Raw genomic sequence first — 17,003 nt, 5'->3', positions numbered from 1 at the left:
TTCTTACTTCTGTGCAACCACGGGGCCAGTGATCGCCGAGGTGGTCACAAACGCTGCGTAGCTGGGCAGCACGTCAGAGATCTTCTTTTGCTCTTTCAGGAAGGCGGCGGTTTCCTTGAGGATGCGGGCCACGCCCGATTTCTCGCCACCACCCAACCAGGCGTCCGACGCTTGCACGTTCAGGGGCACCAGGTTCAGGTTTTTGAGCGCTGCGGAGAAGTCGGCCGGTGTACCGCCCAGCAGTTTGGCCAGGGTCTTGGCGTTCTCGCTATCGGGTCCCCAGGCGGCCTTGTCCTTCACGAACGAGTTCGAGTACTTCTCGATCACGCCGGCGTAGGCTTTCAGGAAGGCTGGGTTCTCTTTGGCGAAGGCGCCGGTGGCCACCCAGGCGCTGAACGTAGGCGCGCCTTTTTCAGCAACTTCCTTGGATGTGATCAGCACCTTGCCGTTTTTCTTCAGCTCGGTCAGCGCCGGGTCCCATACAAAACCACCGTCCAGGTCACCACGGTTGTAGGCGGCCACGATTTCAGGTTGGGGAATGGCAAACACCTGCACGTCTTTTTCGGTCAGGCCCTGGCTCTTGATCAGTGCCAGCAATTGGTAGTGGTCGGTAGAGACCGGGGCAGCGGCCAGCTTCTTGCCCTTGAGGTCTTTGAGCGAGTTGATGCCGGAGCCGTTGCGCACCACGAGTGCTTCATCGGTGCCGGAGATGGAGGCCAGGTAGAAGGCCTTCACATCCAGACCGCGGGAAGTGGCAGCAGCGTAAGGGCTGGAGCCCACGTAGCCGATCTGCACGTCACCCGACGCGATGGCGGCAAACACGTCTGCGCCGGAGTTGAACTTGCGAAAGTCAATCTGGTAACCCGTGGCCTTGGCGAAGTCACCGTTGGCAATGGCGACCGACGAAGGCAGCGCATCGGTCTGGTAACCGATGACGACTTTTTTGTCAGCGGCAAAACCCAGGCTGGCACCGGCCAGCAGGGTAGCGCCGATGGCGGCGGTGAAGAGTCTTTTGGTGAGTTTCATTGGTCCGATTCCTTGGTTGCGTAGAACAGATAGACAGCCCATGGGGGTCTGGAATGGAGCGTATTGATATACGCGCTGCGTGTCGTCGAATGAATTTGAAATAGCTAATGCGAATAACGCGCAAGAGAAATGTGCGCCGCGTTATAGCCTTGGGCCCATCTGCTTCTCCTGCCCTCACTCGCCCGCATGACACTCGACATCCGCCCCCTGGGCCCTGCCATCGGCGCCCTGGTCAGCAACATTGACCTGACCGAACCCCTACGCAACACCGACCGCGACACCTTGCAGACAGCCCTGCTGCAGCACCACGTGTTGTTCTTTGAAAACCAGCCCGTCACGCCGGTGCAACAGCGCGACTTGGCGCGCGCCTTTGGCGAGCTGCACATCCACCCGGTGTACCCGCAGCACCCGGAGGCGAGCGAAATCATCGTGCTGGACACGCACAACGACAACCCGCCCGACAACGACAACTGGCACACCGATGTGACCTTCATCAAGACGCCGCCGCTGGGCGCCATCCTGTCGGCGCGCGTGTTGCCGCCGCACGGGGGCGACACCCTGTGGGCCAGCGGCATTGCAGCGTATGAAGCGCTGTCTGAACCCCTGCGCCGGTTTCTAGACCCGCTGCGGGCCGAGCACAGCTTTGTGCAGTCCTTCCCGGCCTGGCGGTATGCGCGCACGCCCGAAGAACGCAAGACCTGGGAAGCCGCGGTGGCTAAGTCGCCCGAGGTAACGCACCCCGTGGTGCGTACCCACCCGGTCAGCGGCAAACACGGCCTGTTTGTGAACGAGGGCTTTACCAGCCGTATCGTAGACCTGGCCAAGGCAGAGAGTGATGCGCTGCTGGCCTTTCTGCGCGTGCACCTGGCCAAGCCTGAATTCACCGTGCGCTGGCGCTGGAAGCAGTACGACCTAGCCTTTTGGGACAACCGCCTGACCCAGCACTACGCCACCGCCGACTACCTGCCGCACCGCCGCGTGATGCACCGCGCCACCATCCTCGGGGACGCACCCTTCTGAACGCGCCAATCACTATATATTTGATAGCTGCTTGCGCAGTCTAAATGCGGGCTAGAGCACGATTTGACGCATAAATTGCCCTACAGAGCAGCGGCAAGGCATGTACGCAACCGACTCAGGGATGTTCCGCCGTTGCGTGCACCTGCTCGTGGCGCAACACATAGAGACCGCTGCCCACGACGATGGCTGCGCCCAGCAGGGTATAGCTATCCGGCAGCACCTGCCAGACAACCCAGTCGATCCCCAGGCTCCAGCCCAGTGCGGTGTATTCAAACGGTGCCACGGCGCTGGCCTGGCCATGGCGAAACGCCTCGGTAATGGCCAACTGCGCACCAAAACCCGAGGCCGCCAGCCCCAACCAAAACCAGAGGTGATCCGCCTGCAACGGCCGCCATTGCGGGATGGCCATGGCCCCTGCGCCCACGGCAAGGATCACCATGACCCACAGCACCAGGCTGTCCTTGGAGTCCGTGCGACTGCACAGCCGCGTGACGACGGCCGACACGGCGTAACACACGGCACAGCCCAGCACGGCCAGCCCCGCCCAACTGGCAAAGCCCTCGGCGCTGGGACGTAACGCCACGAGCACGCCAACCAGACCACCGATGATGGCCCACCAGTGCGCGCGCGGCACACGTTCACCCAGCACCGGCCATGCCAATAGCGTGATGAGCAGCGGCGCAAAGAACATGATGGTGTAGGCATTGGTCAGCGGCAGGTGCCGCACCCCGTAGGTAAACAACACCAGCATGGTGATGACCAGCGCACCGCGCAGAAAGTGCAGCGGCCAGCGGGCACGCCACACCTCGCCCCAGGCACCGCGCAGCTGAATCCACAGTGCTATCAGCGGCAACGTGAGCGCTCCGCGCATGGCCGCAACCTGCAAGGGTGGGTAGTGGGTGGACAACGCCTTGATGAGGGAATCCATGACGGAGAACAGCATGACTGCCAGCAGCATGGCGGTAATGCTGCGGGGGTTGCCGTGTTGAAGGCGCTGAAGGAAAGACTGCATGTCCTTGATGGTATCCAAACGCTTTCCAGGGCGACTTGAAGGGTTTCCCGATTCAGGGTACCGTGCGTGCGGGTTGCTTCATACCCGTTCAAGGAATCCGCATGACTTATCTACGCACGCGCCGCACTCTCACCCTGGCCGCTCTGGCATTGGCTGCATTGGCACCCACCACCTGGGCGCAGACCGCACCCGTGCGCGTGGCCTCCAAGATTGACACGGAGGGTGCGCTCTTGGGCAACATCATTGTGCAAGTGCTGGAGGCGAACGGCATCAAGACCGACAACAAGGTGCGCCTGGGCAACACCAAGATCGTGCGCAGCGCCATCGTGGCCGGCGAGATTGACATCTACCCCGAGTACACCGGCAACGGTGCTTTCTTCTTCTCTGATGAGAAAAACCCGGCCTGGAAAAGCGCCAAAGGCGGCTTTGACCTGGTGAAGCAGCTCGACGGCAAAAACAAGATCACCTGGCTGGAGGCTTCACCCGCCAACAATACGTGGGCCATCGCGGTGCGCAAGGATGTGGCCACTGCCAACAAGCTCAAGACACTGGACGACCTGGGCCGCTGGGTAGCCGGTGGCGGCAAGTTCAAGCTCGCGGCTTCGGCAGAATTCATTGAGCGCGCCGACGCCCTGCCGGCTTTTCAGACAGCCTATGGTTTCAAGCTGGGTCAGGACCAGTTGCTGGCGCTGGCCGGTGGTGACACCTCGGTCACCATCAAGGCCGCGGCCGAGAACACCTCGGGCGTGAACGGCGCCATGGCCTATGGCACGGACGGCCCGGTGGCGGCGCTCGGCCTGGTCATTCTGGATGACCCCAAAGGCATCCAGCCGGTGTACGCACCCGCGCCCATCATCCGCGACGACGTGCTGGCCAAGAACCCCAAAATTCGCGAACTGCTGGCACCCGTGTTTCGCTCTCTGGACGGCGTGACGCTACAGACCCTCAACGCGCAAATTGCGCTGGAGGGCAAGGATGCGAAGAAGGTGGCCGCCGACTATTTGAAGAGCAAGGGTTTCATCAAGAGATAAGCGCCTGCCCATGCTGCGTCGACCCGCGACGCTGTCGTTGCCTGCGCTACTCCTCCTGGGCGTGGCAGTATTGGTATGGCTGCCTTTTCTGGGCGAGGCGCCCAACCGCCTGCTCAGCGGTCAGGGCGTAACGCTGGCCACGCTGGGAGCCCACGCGTCGGCCCCGTGGTGGCTGGCCACCGGAGTGGCCACAGCCTTACTTGCATTGGCCTGCCTGTGGCCCCAACTGGGGCGCTTGCCCCTGTGGAGCGCACTGTCGGCCCTGGCCACCCTGTTCTTTTGTTTTTTGCTGCTGGCCGGCGCACGCGCGCAAGAGCTCGATGTGGTGACGCAGGGCTTGGGCCGCACTGCGCTGGGCAGCGGTTTCTGGGTGGTCGTTCTGGTGATGTGGCTGCTGGCCCACGAAGTGCTGCGGCAGTTACAGGCCCGCCTGGTACACAAGGTGGTGTGGTGGGCGCTGGTGCTGCTGGGCACCGTGGGCCTGCTGGCCAGTGGCCTGCTCGACAGTCTCTCCACACTCAAGGAATACGCCGCGCGTGACGAAGACTTCTGGCGTGCGCTGGCGCAGCATCTGCGCATCATAGGCTACACCGTGCTGCTGACCGTTTGCACCGGCCTGCCGCTCGGCGTATGGGTGCACCGCACGCCGGTGTGGAGCCAGCGCATTTTCCCGTTGCTGAACATGGTGCAGACCATTCCCTCGATTGCGCTGTTTGGTGTGTTGATGGCCTTGCTGGCCTGGCTGGGTGCGCTCATTCCGCTGCTGCCGGCCTGGGGCATCCACGGAGTGGGTATGGCCCCTGCCGTGCTGGCGCTGACGCTGTATTCGCTGCTGCCGCTGGTGCGCAGTGTGCACGCGGGGCTGGGGCATATTCCTGCGGACATCCGCGAGTCGGCGCTGGCTATGGGCCTGTCCAGAGCGCAACTGCTGTGGCAGATCGAGCTACCTCTGGCGCTGCCCGTGGTGCTGGCAGGGCTCAAGGTGATGCTGGTGCAAACCATTGGCCTGACGGCTGTGGCAGCGCTGATTGGTGCAGGCGGGCTGGGGTCGCTGATGTTTGAGGGCTTGTTCAGCAGCGCACTGGATCTGGTGTTGCTGGCCGTCGTTCCCATCGTGGTGTTGGCCTGGCTGGCGCAGGCCCTGTTCATGGCGCTGGACCTGGTGGTCCGGCAACCGGTAAGAAACTGATGATTGAACTGAAAGCCGTTTCCAAAAACTATGGTGCACACCCTGCGGTGCAAGACCTGAGCCTGCACATCGCCACCGGTGAGCTGGTGGTGTTGGTGGGCCCCTCGGGTTCGGGCAAGTCCACCACGCTGCGCATGCTTAACCGCCTGGTCGAGTGCGACCAGGGCCAAATTCTGCTGGGCGGGCAGGACATCCGCACACTCCCGCCAGAGGCCCTGCGCCGCCGCATGGGGTATGCCATCCAGTCGGTGGGGCTGTTTCCACATTGGACGGTGGAAAAAAACATTGGCACGGTGCCGCGCCTGCTGGGCTGGCCCGAGGACAAAGTGCGCGCGCGCGTGGTCGAACTGCTGGCGCTGCTGCAACTCGATCCGCAGTTTGCACGGCGCTACCCCAACGAACTGTCGGGAGGCCAGCAACAGCGCGTGGGTGTGGCACGGGCGCTGGCAGGTGACCCCGAAATTCTGCTGATGGACGAACCCTTTGGCGCGCTGGACCCGGTGACGCGTGTCGACCTGCAGCGCGAACTCATGCGCATCCACCAACTCTCGGGCAAGACCATTGTGCTGGTCACGCACGACATTGATGAGGCGCTGTACCTGGCTGACCGCATGGTGGTGTTCAACGCCGGGCGGGTGGTGCAGCAGGGCACGCCCCTGGAGTTGCTGACGCGACCAACCAATGATTTCGTCACCGACTTTCTGGGCCGCGCGGAACGGGGACTCAAGCGCCTGGCACTGGGTACCGTGCGGCAAAAAATGCGCGGCCCGGACCAGACGAGCGGTGAACCGATTGCCGCAGACCTGAATTTGCGCGAGGCCGTATCGGCCTTTGTGGTGCAAGGCCGCGCATCCTTGCCGGTAGTCGACGACGCTGGCGCAGCGGTGGGTGTGCTGCACTTCGCCGACCTGCTGGACCCGCAGCCATGAAACATTGGCGTTCGGCTTATGCCGTGCCCTTGCTACTGGCTGCGCTGCTGGTGGCCCTGAGCTTGGGACTGCCAGCGCTGGAGCCGCTGTTCCACGCCGTGTTTCCGCAACAGGAGCGCCCGATGTACCAACAGGCGCCGTTCTGGAGCTTGCTGTGGGCCCATGTGCAGATGGTGTTGGTGTCCAGCACGGCTGCATTTGCGGTGGCGTTTGCTGCGGGCACCTGGGTCACACGGGCCCGGGGGCTGGCATTTCGTCCGGCGCTGGAGTCGCTGGTGTCCATGGGGCAGACATTTCCGCCGATTGCCGTGTTGGCGCTGGCCGTTCCGCTCATGGGTTTTGGCGAAAAGCCGGTGCTGCTGGCATTGGCGTTGTACGGTCTGCTGCCCATGCTGCAAGGCGTACTGGCCGGGTTTGCGCTGACGCCGGCGGCCACATTGGATGCAGCGCGTGGTCTGGGCCTGAATGCGCGGCAGATTTTCTGGCAAGTGGAGTTGCCGCTGGCCGCGCCCATCATCCTTGCGGGCGTGCGCAGTTCAGTCACCATCAACATCGGCACCGCCGCGATTGCCTCCACCGTGGGTGCGCAAAACCTGGGTGCGCCCATCATCATTGGCCTCTCGGGCTTCAATACGGCCTATGTGCTGCAGGGCGCCGTGCTCACGGGCCTGCTGGCGATCACGGTGGACAGCTTCTTTGAGCGGCTGGGTCGCCAGTTGCAGCGCGGTTAACGCCTGAACGGGCTCTCAGCTCATTCCGACATAAACAAACAACAAAGTATTCGTTGGGGTTTGCAGTCATCGTGCCGAGAATCGGCCGCATGTCTACCCTGATCATTGTTCCCGGCTGGCGCGATTCCGGCCCCGGCCACTGGCAAAGCCTGTGGGCGGAGCAGTGGCCAAATGCCGTGCGCGTGCAGCAGGACGACTGGATCACCCCGTCGCGCAAGGCGTGGATTGCGTCCATCAGCCGCACCATCCTGGAACAACCGGGCCCAGTGGTGATTGCGGCGCACAGCCTGGGCTGCATCGCTACCACCCACTTGCCCGATGAAACAGCAGCGCGCATTGCGGGCGCATTGCTGGTGGCCCCGGCCGACCCCGAGCGGCGCGGTGTGCTGGCCGACTTTGCGCCCGTGCCCTACCAGCCTCTGCCGTACCGCAGTATTCTGGTGGCCAGCAGCAATGACCCGTTTTGCCCAGTACGCACCGCAGGCGCCTATGCGCGCGCATGGGGCAGCGAGTTTGTGCGCCTGCAAAACGCCGGCCACATCAATGTGGAAACCGGCTTTGGCCATTGGCCGCTGGGGCTGGCGCTATTGCAGTCGCTGGTGAACCCCTCGGCCCACGCGTCCCCGACAGGCGCCCTGGATTCACTATCAGTTTGATAGCTGCTTGCGCAATCCCCATGCGGGCTAGTACCTGTTTTGGCTTGTAAGTTCGCCTACAACGCGTTGAGAGGCACCTTGAGGTAAGCCACGCCATTGGCCTCGGGGGGCGGCATCTCGCCGGCGCGGATGTTGATCTGCACCGCGGGCAGGATCAGGTTGGGCATGGCCAGCCCCGCGTCGCGCTTGCGGCGCATAGAGACAAAAGCCGCTTCGGACACGCCGTCACGGATGTGGATGTTGCTGGCGCGCTGCTCGGCCACGGTGCTTTCCCACGCGGGTTCGCGTGCATCGGGCGGATAGTCGTGGCACATGTAAAGGCGGGTATCACCCGGCAGGCTCAGCAGCTTGCGCACGCTGGCATACAGCGTGGGCGCGTCGCCGCCAGGGAAGTCACAGCGCGCGGTGCCCACGTCAGGCATGAACAGGGTGTCACCCACAAACACAACGTCGCTGACCTGGTACGCCATACACGCGGGCGTGTGGCCGGGCACGGCGAGTGCCTGGGCGCGGAGTTCGCCAATGGCAAAGCTTTCATCGGGATGGAACAGATGGTCAAACTGGCTGCCGTCGGGATGGAACGCGGGCTCCAGGTTGAAGATGCCCTTGAACACGTTTTGCACATCGGTGATAGCCGCACCAATGGCGATCTGGCCGCCCAGGTGTTTGCGCAGGTAGTGGGCTGCAGACAGGTGGTCGGCGTGGGCGTGGGTTTCCAGAATCCACTGCACAGTCAGCGCCTTCTCCTGGACAAAAGCCGCAACGGCGTCGGCCGACGTGGTGCTGGTGCGGCCAGACTTCGGGTCATAGTCCAGCACCGCGTCGACGATGGCGCAGTGGCCGCCATCGTGGTCGTACACCACATAACTGACGGTCCAGGTGGCGGGGTCAAAGAAGGCTTTCACCTGGGGGGCAGGCAAGGGGAAAGGGATGGCTGGGCCAGCGGCTGTCATGGAAAACTCCTTGTAAAGGGCGTTGTTTCAATTTCAATTCAGATAGTTTATTGACATATATATTGTCTGTCAATAAACTATGGGCTTCCCACTGAACTGGAGCCCGCCCATGCTTGCCGAACCGTCCCCATTGCCCGCACCCGCCCTGGATCTGGCCGTACTGCGCCAGTCTGCCGATGCCGCCTGCCGCCTGATGAAGACGCTGTCCAACCCCGACCGCCTGCTGCTGCTGTGCCAGTTGAGCCTGGGCGAGAAAAACGTGGGGGAACTCGAAGCGCTGGTGGGCATATCCCAGCCCACGCTGTCGCAGCAGCTCGGCGTACTGCGTGAAGAGGGCCTGGTCAGCACCCGCCGTGAAGGCAAAAACATTTACTACTGCGTCGCCAGTCCCCAGGCCTTGGCGGTCATGGAAGTGCTGTACGCGCAATTCTGCGCACCCTGAATAGAGCGCAAGGAGCAACACCATGACCATTGACTGGAACCATTTCACGCCTTGGGCCTCGCTGGCCGGCGGCATTCTGCTGGGGCTGGCTTCGGCCCTTTTCATCCTGGCCAACGGCCGCATTCTGGGCATCAGCGGCATTGTGGGCGGCCTCATGGGACACATCGGGCGCCCCAAGGCGGGCGACACCGGCTGGCGCATTGCCTTTGTGCTGGGCATGTTGACCGCGCCCGTGTTGTACCTGCTGGTGGCGGGCCCCGTGCCCGCCACGATCGATGCAGGCTGGGGCACCGTGGTGCTGGCCGGCCTGTTGGTCGGTGTGGGCACACGTTATGGCTCGGGCTGCACCAGCGGCCATGGCATTTGCGGTCTGTCGCGCCTGTCACCCCGTTCGCTGGCAGCCACGCTGGCCTTTATGGGTGCGGGTTTTGCCATTGTTTTTGTCATGCGCCACGTGTTCGCCTAAGCGCTGACTTCCCCCTATCCGAGGAGCATTGATATGCAACACCGTGTGACTGAATTTTTCGTGGGCCTGCTGTTTGGTGTGGGCCTGATCCTGGCAGGCATGACCGACCCCAGTAAGGTGCTGGGCTTTCTGGACCTGGCCGGTACTTGGGACCCGTCGCTGGCCTTTGTCATGGGCGGCGGCATTCTGGTAGGGCTGGGTGCCTTTGCCATGGCCAAAAAACGCACCACCAGTTTCTTGGGCGGTGCCATGCATTTGCCAACGTCGGCCGTGATCGACAAACGCCTGATCGGCGGCAGCCTGTTGTTTGGTGCGGGATGGGGCCTAGCCGGTTTTTGCCCCGGCCCGGCCATCGTGTCACTGGGTGCAGGCCAACCCAAGGCAGCCGCCTTTGTGGCCGCCATGCTGGTGGGTATGGCGGTGTTTGAAATCATCGAGCGCAAGCAAGCGCGTCAATCGGCAGGCGCCCACTGACATGCCTATCCCTGTCCAAACCATGGCCCCCGGCTTCGCAGTCGCCGCACAACTGACCGTGCAGCAGATGGCCGATGCCGCCGCCCAAGGGTTCAAAACCGTGATCAACAACCGCCCCGATGGCGAGGGTGGCCCTGACCAGCCCCAGAGCCAGTCCCTCGCTGCCGCAGCGCAGGCCCAGGGCCTGCACTACGTCTACCTGCCCGTGGTCAGCGGCGCCATTACGTCCGAACAGGCGGTGGCGATGCGGGCTGCACTGCAGGCCGCGCCGCAGCCGGTGCTGGCGTTCTGCCGCTCGGGCGCACGCTCTGCGCAGCTGTACGCGCTGGCCCAGTTGGCCTGATCACCCGCTGCCAAGCACCCCATGACCGCACGCACTTTCTCACTCGCAGCGTCGTTGCCCCTGTGGCTGCGCCACTACCAAAAGGCGTGGCTGGCCGGTGACTTGACCGCGGGGCTGATCGTCACGGTCATGCTGATTCCGCAAAGCCTGGCCTATGCCTTGCTGGCGGGGTTGCCGCCCGAAGTGGGGCTGTACGCGAGCATCCTGCCCATCGTGGCCTATGCCCTGCTGGGCTCCAGCATGACGCTGGCCGTGGGGCCGGTGGCTGTGGCGTCACTCATGACAGCCAGTGCGCTGGCTCCCCTGGCGACGGCGGGCACGGTGGAATACGCCGCATTGGCCGTACAACTCTCGCTGTTATCGGGCGTGATGCTTCTGGTATTTGGCGCGCTGCGCCTGGGCTTTCTCGCGTACTTTCTGAGCCATCCCGTGATCAGTGGCTTCATCACCGGCTCTGCGGTGGTCATCGCGATGGGGCAGCTCAAGCATGTGCTGGGCGTGCGTGCGCCATCGGGCTCTACCTGGGACACGCTGGTGGGTTTGGCCCATGCGTTGCCGAAAACCAATGTGGCCACCTTGGCCCTGGGGCTGGGGAGTCTGGTGTTTCTGATCGTCGCGCGGCGCTACCTCGCACGCTGGTTGATCGCTGTGGGCGTCACTGCCAAAACGGCGGACATTCTGGCCAAACTTGCGCCCATGGCGGCGGTAATGGTGTCGACCGCGGTGGTGGCGTGGCTGCGGCTGGATATGTCTGCCCAGGTCAGCGTCGTCGGTGTGGTGCCACAAGGCCTGCCACATCTGGGGCTGGCCTTGCCCGGCTTCACTACGTTGGGCCAGCTGTGGCTGCCTGCCTTGCTGATCTCGCTGGTCGGTTTTGTGGAGAGTGTGTCGGTGGCGCAGTCCCTGGCCCTCAAACGCCAGCAACGCATCGCCCCCGACAAGGAACTGCTGGGCCTGGGCGCTGCCAATGTGGTCAGCGCCTTGTCGGGTGGTTATCCGGTCACCGGTGGTTTCGCCCGCTCGGTGGTCAACTTTGCCGCGGGCGCCCACACCCCGCTGGCGGGGGTGGTGTCCGCTGCGCTGATGGCGGTGGTGATTGCGTTCATGACCGGCGCTTTCTACTACCTGCCCCACGCCGTGCTGGCCGCCACCATCATCGTGGCGGTGGTGTCGCTGGTGGACTTTGAAACCTTGAGAGAAGCCTGGCACTACGACCGGGCCGATGCCCTCTCGCTGATGGCCACAGCTCTGGGCGTGATCACCATGGGGGTGGAGGTGGGCATTCTGATGGGCGTGGCCCTGTCGCTGGGCGTGTTGGTGTGGCGCAGCAGCCGCCCGCACATGGCGGTGGTGGGTCGGGTCCCCGGCACCGAGCATTTCCGCAATGTGGCGCGCCATGCGGTGGAAACCGTGCCAGGCCTGCTGGCGCTGCGGGTGGACGAAAGCCTGTTTTTTGCCAATGCTACGGCACTGGAAGACCGCATTGAAGATTTGCTGCGTGCCGATGCCACAGTGCGCCGGGTGTTGGTGGTGTGTTCGGCCGTGAACCAGATCGACACCACGGCACTGGGGGTGTTGACCGCCATGGAACAAAGCTTGTCCCGGCGCGGTATCACGCTGGAGCTGGCCGAAGTGAAAGGCCCGGTGATGGACCGCCTGCAGTCCACGCCCCTGGGCCAGCGCCTGCAAGGGCGGGTGTTTCAAAGCGTGCACGCGGCATTCCGTCCACCCCCGCAGCAGGACAGCTATTGAATTAGTAGCTGCCTGCGCATACTCCGTGCGGGCCAGAGCCCGGTTTGGCACTTAACTGCTGGTGCGCAAACCCAGCGACTGTGCCAGCGCAAACACCGAGTTGGGCGCCGTGGTGTGCACGGGCTTGACCTTGGGCTTTTGCAACACGCCCTTCTTGCTGGGCTTGCGTTCCTGCACCTGAAAACCCTTGGCCTGCTGTTCGGCCGCTAGGCTGCGCAGGCTGATGGTCTGCATGTGTGCAACGACCGCGTTGTGCAAAGCGTTCCACAGGTCACGTGTCATGTCCTGGGTGCCATCGGTCTGGGGCGGGCCGGCTTCCAACTCATCGTCTTCAATCGCACCAATGATGTCTGCCACGGTAATGGCGTCGCCACGGTAGCCCAGCGCGTAACCGCCGCCGGGGCCGCGTGTGCTGTCCACCAGACCGGCCTGGCGCAGCTTGGCAAACACCTGTTCTAGGTACGACAGGGAAATCCGGTGGCGCAGGGCCAGATCCTGCAGTGGCACCGGCTGGTCCGGCGCACGCAGGGCCAGGTCGATCATGGCAATGATGGCAAATCTGCCGCGGGTACTGAGTCGCATAGCTACTCTCCTTAAGGTGAGACTTGCACTGTAGGAAAAGTTATGCTTCGTGTAAATTCGTATTTTTTACTTTCTCACTTCGATTAAATCGAAGTGTTTGTACCCAGACTGGAGATGCCATGAACTTCAAACACCTGCACTATTTTTGGGTTACAGCCAAGGCGGGCGGGATCATGCGCGCAGGTGAGCAGTTACACACAACACCACAAACCCTATCGGGACAGATCAAATTGCTGGAGGAATGGTTGGGTCGCAAGCTGTTTCGCAAGAGTGGGCGCCACCTGGAACTGACCGAAGATGGCCGCCTGGCGCTGGGTTATGCCGACCAGATCTTCAGCTTGGGGATCGAGCTGGAAGAAGCTGTGCGCCAACAACATGGCGCACACAAGGTGCTGGACTTCAAGGTGGGCGTCGCCGACTCGGTCACCAAGTCATTGGCCTACCGGCTGCTGGAGCCAGCGCTGGAGGTAACGACCCCGGTGCGCATGATTTGCAGCGAGGGCAAGTTCCCCGACCTGCTGGCCAAGCTGGCGCTGAACCAGTTGGACCTGGTGATTGCCGACGAGCCCATGTCCAAGCGCATCAGCGTCAAGGCCTTTAACCATTCGCTGGGGCGCAGCCCCATGAGTTTTTTCTGCACGCCGGGGCTCAAGGCACAACTGAAAGGGCCGTTTCCGGCCTGTCTGAATGGCGCACCCATGTTGTTGCAGGGTGCCCAAGCTTCGGTGCGCCAGCAGTGGGAAGGCTGGCTCAGCCACCACCAGATTCACCCCAGAACCATTGGCGAGTTTGACGACGGTGCGCTGATGAACGCCTTTGGCCGCAAAGGGCGCGGCGTGTTCATGGCGCCCTCTGTCATGGAGGACGATATTGCGGAGCAGTTTGGTGTGGAGGTGATTGGCCGCAGCGACGAACTGGTGGAAGAGTTCTTTGCCGTATCGGTGGAACGGCGCATTACCCACCCATGTGTGGTGGCCATTACCACCGCGGCGCGCGACCAGCTCTTCACTTGAGCCGACAATCCGGGCCTGCTCCTTCTTTTAAACGCTGCCAAAAGGGTTTTATGTACGACATCGCCAAACTCATTCACCTGGTTGCAGGCATCGTGTGGATGGGGGGCATGACCTTCATGCTGCTGGCCCTGCGCCCGGCCGCCATGGCACTGATGGAGGCCCAGCCCCGTGCGCGCCTCATGGGTGAGGTGTGGCGCCGGTTTTTTGCCATCGTGCTGATTGCCATTGCGGCACTGTTCTTCAGCGGAACGCACCTCTACACCGCCGCCTTCAAGGCCAGCAAGCTGGCCAGCGGCGTGGGCAGTGTGCCTCTGGGCTGGAACCTGATGCTGGTGCTGGGCATCACCATGATGCTGGTCTTTGGTCACATCTACTTTGCCGGTTTTCGCAAGTTTCAACGTGCCGTAGCGGCGGCTGAATGGCCGTTGGCCGCCAAGGCAGCGGGGCAAATCCACACATTGGTGCTTGCCAACTTTGTCCTGGGCTGGGTGGCCATCGCTGCCGTGCGCCTGGTGCGCTGATGCACGCCAGACCTGGCACGCGGCACCTGCGCAGCGCGGCGTGGGCCGCGGTAGTGGTGCTGGGCAGCAGCCTGGCGCTGTCCGCCCAGGCACAGGAACAAGGCCTGCCACTGTGGGAGGTGGGCCTATTCGCCGGCGCCTTGTCCAGCCCGGCCTACCCGGCGTCCAGCGAACGCAGCACGCGTGCGTTGGTGCTGCCGACACTGGTTTACCGGGGCGAGGTGTTCCGCTCCGACCGGGGCGGCGTGGGCGCACGCCTGCTGCACACCGACGACACTGAACTGGACATCGGCTTTGCCGCGTCGCTGCCGGCCAGCTCGCAGGACATCCCGGCCCGCCAGGGCATGTCGGACCTGGGCACGCTGATCGAGTTTGGGCCGCGACTCAAGGGCACGCTGGCGCGTCCCACGCCGGGCAGCCGCCTGCGCTACGAGCTACCGCTGCGCACGGTGCTGGAGATCAACAACGGCGTGCGCACCCAGGGCTTTGCGATGGAACCGGAACTGAGCTACGAGGTGCGCGATGTGGGCGCAGGCTGGAGCCTGTCCACCAATGCCAGCCTGGTGCTGGGCGACAGCCGGCTCAACCAGTACTTTTATGGCGTGCCCGCCGACCTGGCCACGCCGCAGCGCCCCGCTTACACGGCCCAGGCCGGTCTGATTGCCACGCGGCTCACATTGAATGCGTCGCGTCGCCTGGGCCCCGATGTGCGGGTGTTTGCCTATGTGCGGGCCGAGAGTTATGCAGGCTCGGCCAACGCGGCCAGCCCGCTCTACCAGCAGTCCACCGGCACCTCGGCCGGGCTGGGACTGCATTGGACTTTGAGCCGTTCTGCCGCGAAAGCCGAGAATTAGGCGCCGCTTAGACGGAATGCCGCATATACAAACAACGAAGTATTCGTTGTGGTTTGATGGGTAGTTCCTCAAAATCGCGGTTCTGTGTCTTGTGACGCCTCCCCACACCCGCTCTGGAGCACCCGATGAATTTCAAGCAAAAAGCCACTCTAGCCCTTGCCACATTTGCGCTGACAGCTAGCAATTTGGTAGCAGCCCAGACCACGCTGCTGAACGTTTCGTATGACGTGGCACGTGAGTTCTACAAGGACATCAACACCGCTTTTATCGCCAATTACAAGAAAACCACGGGCAAGGACATCAAGATTGACCAGTCCCACGCGGGTTCCAGCGCCCAGGCACGGGCCGTGAACGATGGCCTGGACGCCGACGTCGTGACCATGAACACCACCACCGATGTGGACTTTTTGGCCAGCACCGGTGTGGTGGCCAAGGACTGGGCCAAGAAATTCCCCAACAATGCCGCCCCCACCAGCTCCACCATGCTGTTCCTGGTACGCAATGGCAATCCCAAGGGCATCAAGGACTGGGACGATCTGATCAAACCCGGCGTGCAAGTGGTGGTCGTGAACCCCAAGACGGGCGGCAACGGGCGTCTGGCCTATCTGGCGGCCTGGGGCCAAGTGCGCAAGAAGGGCGGCAGTGACGCCCAGGCATTGGACTATGTGACCAAGCTCTACAAAAACGTGCCCGTGCTGGCCAAGGGTGGCCGCGATGCGACCACCATCTTCCTGCAACGCAATATTGGCGACGTGCTGATCACGTTTGAATCCGAAGTGGTGAGCGTGGACAACGAGTTCGGCGCCGGCAAGGTCGACGCCGTGCATCCCAGCAGCTCCGTGGTGGCTGAAAACCCCGTGGCCGTGGTGGAGCGCACCGTGGCCAAAAAGGGCACTGCCGAACAAGCCAAGGCCTACCTGAACTTTCTCTACTCCGAAGAAGGCCAGGAAATTGCCGCCAAGCACGCCATCCGCCCGACCAACCAGGCCATCCTGAAGAAGTACAGCAACGTGTTCAAGCCGATCAGCCTGTTTCGCGTGGAAGACTACTTTGGCTCCTTCTCTGAGGCACAAAAAGTCCACTTCAACGACGGTGGCCAGTTCGACAAGCTCTACACGGTCAAGTAAATGACAGCTGCTGTTTCGGCAGCGGGGCCGCACAGCCCTGCTGCCCCTTCTGTTGCCAAACGCCCGGCCAAACGGGTGTTGCCTGGCTTCAAGCTTACGCTCGGGTTCACGCTGTTTTACCTGAGCCTGATCGTGCTGATCCCCCTGTCGGCACTGGTGTTCAAAACCTTCACGCTGACCTGGGACCAGTTTGTCGCCGCGGTATCCAGCCCGCGCGTCATCGCGTCTTACCAGCTCACCTTTGGCGCCTCGTTCCTGGCGGCCGTTGTCAACGCCGTGTTTGGCCTGCTGGTGGCGTGGGTGCTGGTGCGCTACCAGTTCCCCGGCAAAAAGATCATCGACGCGCTGGTGGACCTGCCCTTTGCGCTGCCCACCGCCGTGGCCGGCATTTCGCTCACCGCCCTCCTCGCCAGCAACGGCTGGATCGGCAGCCTGCTGGAGCCCTACGGCATCCAGCTCGCCTTCAACCGCAATGGTGTGGTGATTGCCCTCATCTTCATTGGCCTGCCGTTTGTGGTGCGCACCGTACAGCCCGTGCTGGAAGACGCCGAGAAAGAACTCGAAGAAGCCGCCACCTGCCTGGGTGCTACGCGCTGGCAGACCTTTCGCTTTGTCATCTTCCCCACCATCGGCCCTGCCCTGCTCACCGGCTTTGCCATGGCGTTTGCACGTGGCGTGGGTGAATACGGCTCCGTCATCTTTATCGCCGGCAACATGCCCATGCTGTCTGAAATCACGCCCCTCATCATCATCGGCAAGCTGGAGCAGTACGACTACGCCGGCGCCACTGCGGTGGCTACCGTGATGTTGCTGGCCTCCTTCTTCATGCTGCTGGTCATCAATGGGCTGCAGTCTTGGCAACGCAAGCGTTCGGGATCCTGA

The 17,003-nt window shown here is 62.9% G+C and carries 20 protein-coding genes; 16 read left to right on the top strand and 4 right to left on the bottom strand.

All coding sequences use genetic code 11. The features are described from left to right. Positions 1–3: 3 nt before the first annotated feature. Positions 4–1,026: a taurine ABC transporter substrate-binding protein gene (tauA, locus tag RS694_RS00565; RefSeq protein ID WP_029706391.1), complete on the bottom strand. Its 1,023-nt coding sequence runs from the start codon at positions 1,024–1,026 to the stop codon at positions 4–6. Positions 1,027–1,212: 186 nt separating this feature from the next. Between tauA and tauD the strand changes: the two genes are divergently transcribed. Next, on the top strand, positions 1,213–2,046 hold the full coding sequence (tauD, locus tag RS694_RS00560) for a taurine dioxygenase (protein WP_029706390.1): 834 nt from the start codon (positions 1,213–1,215) through the stop codon (positions 2,044–2,046). A gap of 115 nt (positions 2,047–2,161) precedes the next feature. Here the strand turns inward: tauD and RS694_RS00555 are convergent, their stop codons facing one another. After that, positions 2,162–3,058: a DMT family transporter gene (locus tag RS694_RS00555; protein WP_029706389.1), complete on the bottom strand. Its 897-nt coding sequence runs from the start codon at positions 3,056–3,058 to the stop codon at positions 2,162–2,164. Between the two features lie 101 nt (positions 3,059–3,159). Between RS694_RS00555 and osmF the strand changes: the two genes are divergently transcribed. The 5 genes from osmF to RS694_RS00530 all read left to right on the top strand — a co-directional run bounded on the left by osmF (position 3,160) and on the right by RS694_RS00530 (position 7,594). After that, a complete protein-coding gene (gene osmF / locus RS694_RS00550; RefSeq protein ID WP_029706388.1) occupies positions 3,160–4,089 on the top strand; it encodes a glycine betaine ABC transporter substrate-binding protein OsmF in 930 nt (309 codons plus the stop codon). 10 nt (positions 4,090–4,099) lie between these two features. Further along, positions 4,100–5,278 carry an ABC transporter permease gene (locus RS694_RS00545; RefSeq protein ID WP_037246683.1) on the top strand — a complete coding sequence of 393 codons (1,179 nt, stop codon included), beginning with the start codon at positions 4,100–4,102 and terminating at the stop codon, positions 5,276–5,278. Beyond that, a complete protein-coding gene (locus RS694_RS00540) occupies positions 5,278–6,207 on the top strand; it encodes an ABC transporter ATP-binding protein (protein ID WP_029706386.1) in 930 nt (309 codons plus the stop codon). Before RS694_RS00545 ends, RS694_RS00540 begins: the two co-directional genes overlap by 1 nt. After that, positions 6,204–6,938 carry an ABC transporter permease gene (locus tag RS694_RS00535; protein ID WP_029706385.1) on the top strand — a complete coding sequence of 245 codons (735 nt, stop codon included), beginning with the start codon at positions 6,204–6,206 and terminating at the stop codon, positions 6,936–6,938. Before RS694_RS00540 ends, RS694_RS00535 begins: the two co-directional genes overlap by 4 nt. Positions 6,939–7,027: 89 nt before the next feature. Then, on the top strand, positions 7,028–7,594 hold the full coding sequence (locus tag RS694_RS00530; RefSeq protein WP_029706384.1) for an RBBP9/YdeN family alpha/beta hydrolase: 567 nt from the start codon (positions 7,028–7,030) through the stop codon (positions 7,592–7,594). A gap of 56 nt (positions 7,595–7,650) precedes the next feature. Here the strand turns inward: RS694_RS00530 and RS694_RS00525 are convergent, their stop codons facing one another. Further along, on the bottom strand, positions 7,651–8,547 hold the full coding sequence (locus RS694_RS00525; RefSeq protein WP_051391729.1) for an MBL fold metallo-hydrolase: 897 nt from the start codon (positions 8,545–8,547) through the stop codon (positions 7,651–7,653). Positions 8,548–8,656: 109 nt separating this feature from the next. Between RS694_RS00525 and RS694_RS00520 the strand changes: the two genes are divergently transcribed. From RS694_RS00520 to RS694_RS00500, 5 genes are read left to right on the top strand one after another with little or no spacing between them, the layout of a single operon-like run. Beyond that, on the top strand, positions 8,657–8,989 hold the full coding sequence (locus tag RS694_RS00520) for an ArsR/SmtB family transcription factor (RefSeq protein ID WP_029706382.1): 333 nt from the start codon (positions 8,657–8,659) through the stop codon (positions 8,987–8,989). A gap of 22 nt (positions 8,990–9,011) precedes the next feature. Continuing rightward, positions 9,012–9,455 (top strand): YeeE/YedE family protein, encoded by a 444-nt coding sequence (locus RS694_RS00515; protein WP_029706381.1) that lies wholly within the window; start codon positions 9,012–9,014, stop codon positions 9,453–9,455. Positions 9,456–9,488: 33 nt separating this feature from the next. Beyond that, entirely contained in the window at positions 9,489–9,929 is a 441-nt protein-coding gene (locus tag RS694_RS00510) for a YeeE/YedE family protein (RefSeq protein ID WP_029706380.1), read from the top strand. A gap of 1 nt (position 9,930) precedes the next feature. Further along, on the top strand, positions 9,931–10,272 hold the full coding sequence (locus tag RS694_RS00505; RefSeq protein WP_029706379.1) for a protein tyrosine phosphatase family protein: 342 nt from the start codon (positions 9,931–9,933) through the stop codon (positions 10,270–10,272). 21 nt (positions 10,273–10,293) lie between these two features. Further along, on the top strand, positions 10,294–12,024 hold the full coding sequence (locus RS694_RS00500; protein WP_029706378.1) for a SulP family inorganic anion transporter: 1,731 nt from the start codon (positions 10,294–10,296) through the stop codon (positions 12,022–12,024). Positions 12,025–12,075: 51 nt separating this feature from the next. Here RS694_RS00500 and RS694_RS00495 read toward each other — a convergent pair whose 3' ends face one another. Beyond that, on the bottom strand, positions 12,076–12,606 hold the full coding sequence (locus RS694_RS00495; protein WP_029706376.1) for an Rrf2 family transcriptional regulator: 531 nt from the start codon (positions 12,604–12,606) through the stop codon (positions 12,076–12,078). Positions 12,607–12,725: 119 nt separating this feature from the next. On the opposite strand from RS694_RS00495, the gene nhaR reads away from it, so the two are divergent. The 5 genes from nhaR (at position 12,726) to cysT (ending at position 17,003) form a co-directional block, all read left to right on the top strand. Then, positions 12,726–13,619, top strand: a complete 894-nt coding sequence (nhaR, locus tag RS694_RS00490) for a transcriptional activator NhaR (RefSeq protein ID WP_029706374.1) — start codon at positions 12,726–12,728, stop codon at positions 13,617–13,619. Between the two features lie 50 nt (positions 13,620–13,669). Continuing rightward, positions 13,670–14,140: a CopD family protein gene (locus tag RS694_RS00485; RefSeq protein WP_029706373.1), complete on the top strand. Its 471-nt coding sequence runs from the start codon at positions 13,670–13,672 to the stop codon at positions 14,138–14,140. Next, entirely contained in the window at positions 14,140–14,994 is an 855-nt protein-coding gene (locus RS694_RS00480) for a MipA/OmpV family protein (protein ID WP_081708554.1), read from the top strand. The genes RS694_RS00485 and RS694_RS00480 overlap by 1 nt, the downstream gene beginning before the upstream one ends. 125 nt (positions 14,995–15,119) lie before the next feature. Then, positions 15,120–16,121 (top strand): sulfate ABC transporter substrate-binding protein, encoded by a 1,002-nt coding sequence (locus tag RS694_RS00475; RefSeq protein WP_029706371.1) that lies wholly within the window; start codon positions 15,120–15,122, stop codon positions 16,119–16,121. Continuing rightward, positions 16,122–17,003 (top strand): sulfate ABC transporter permease subunit CysT, encoded by an 882-nt coding sequence (gene cysT, locus RS694_RS00470; RefSeq protein WP_029706370.1) that lies wholly within the window; start codon positions 16,122–16,124, stop codon positions 17,001–17,003.

The sequence above is a fragment of the Rhodoferax saidenbachensis genome (assembly GCF_001955715.1).
GTDB lineage: Bacteria > Pseudomonadota > Gammaproteobacteria > Burkholderiales > Burkholderiaceae_C > Allorhodoferax > Allorhodoferax saidenbachensis.
This window is presented reverse-complemented; position numbering and strand designations above follow the sequence as displayed.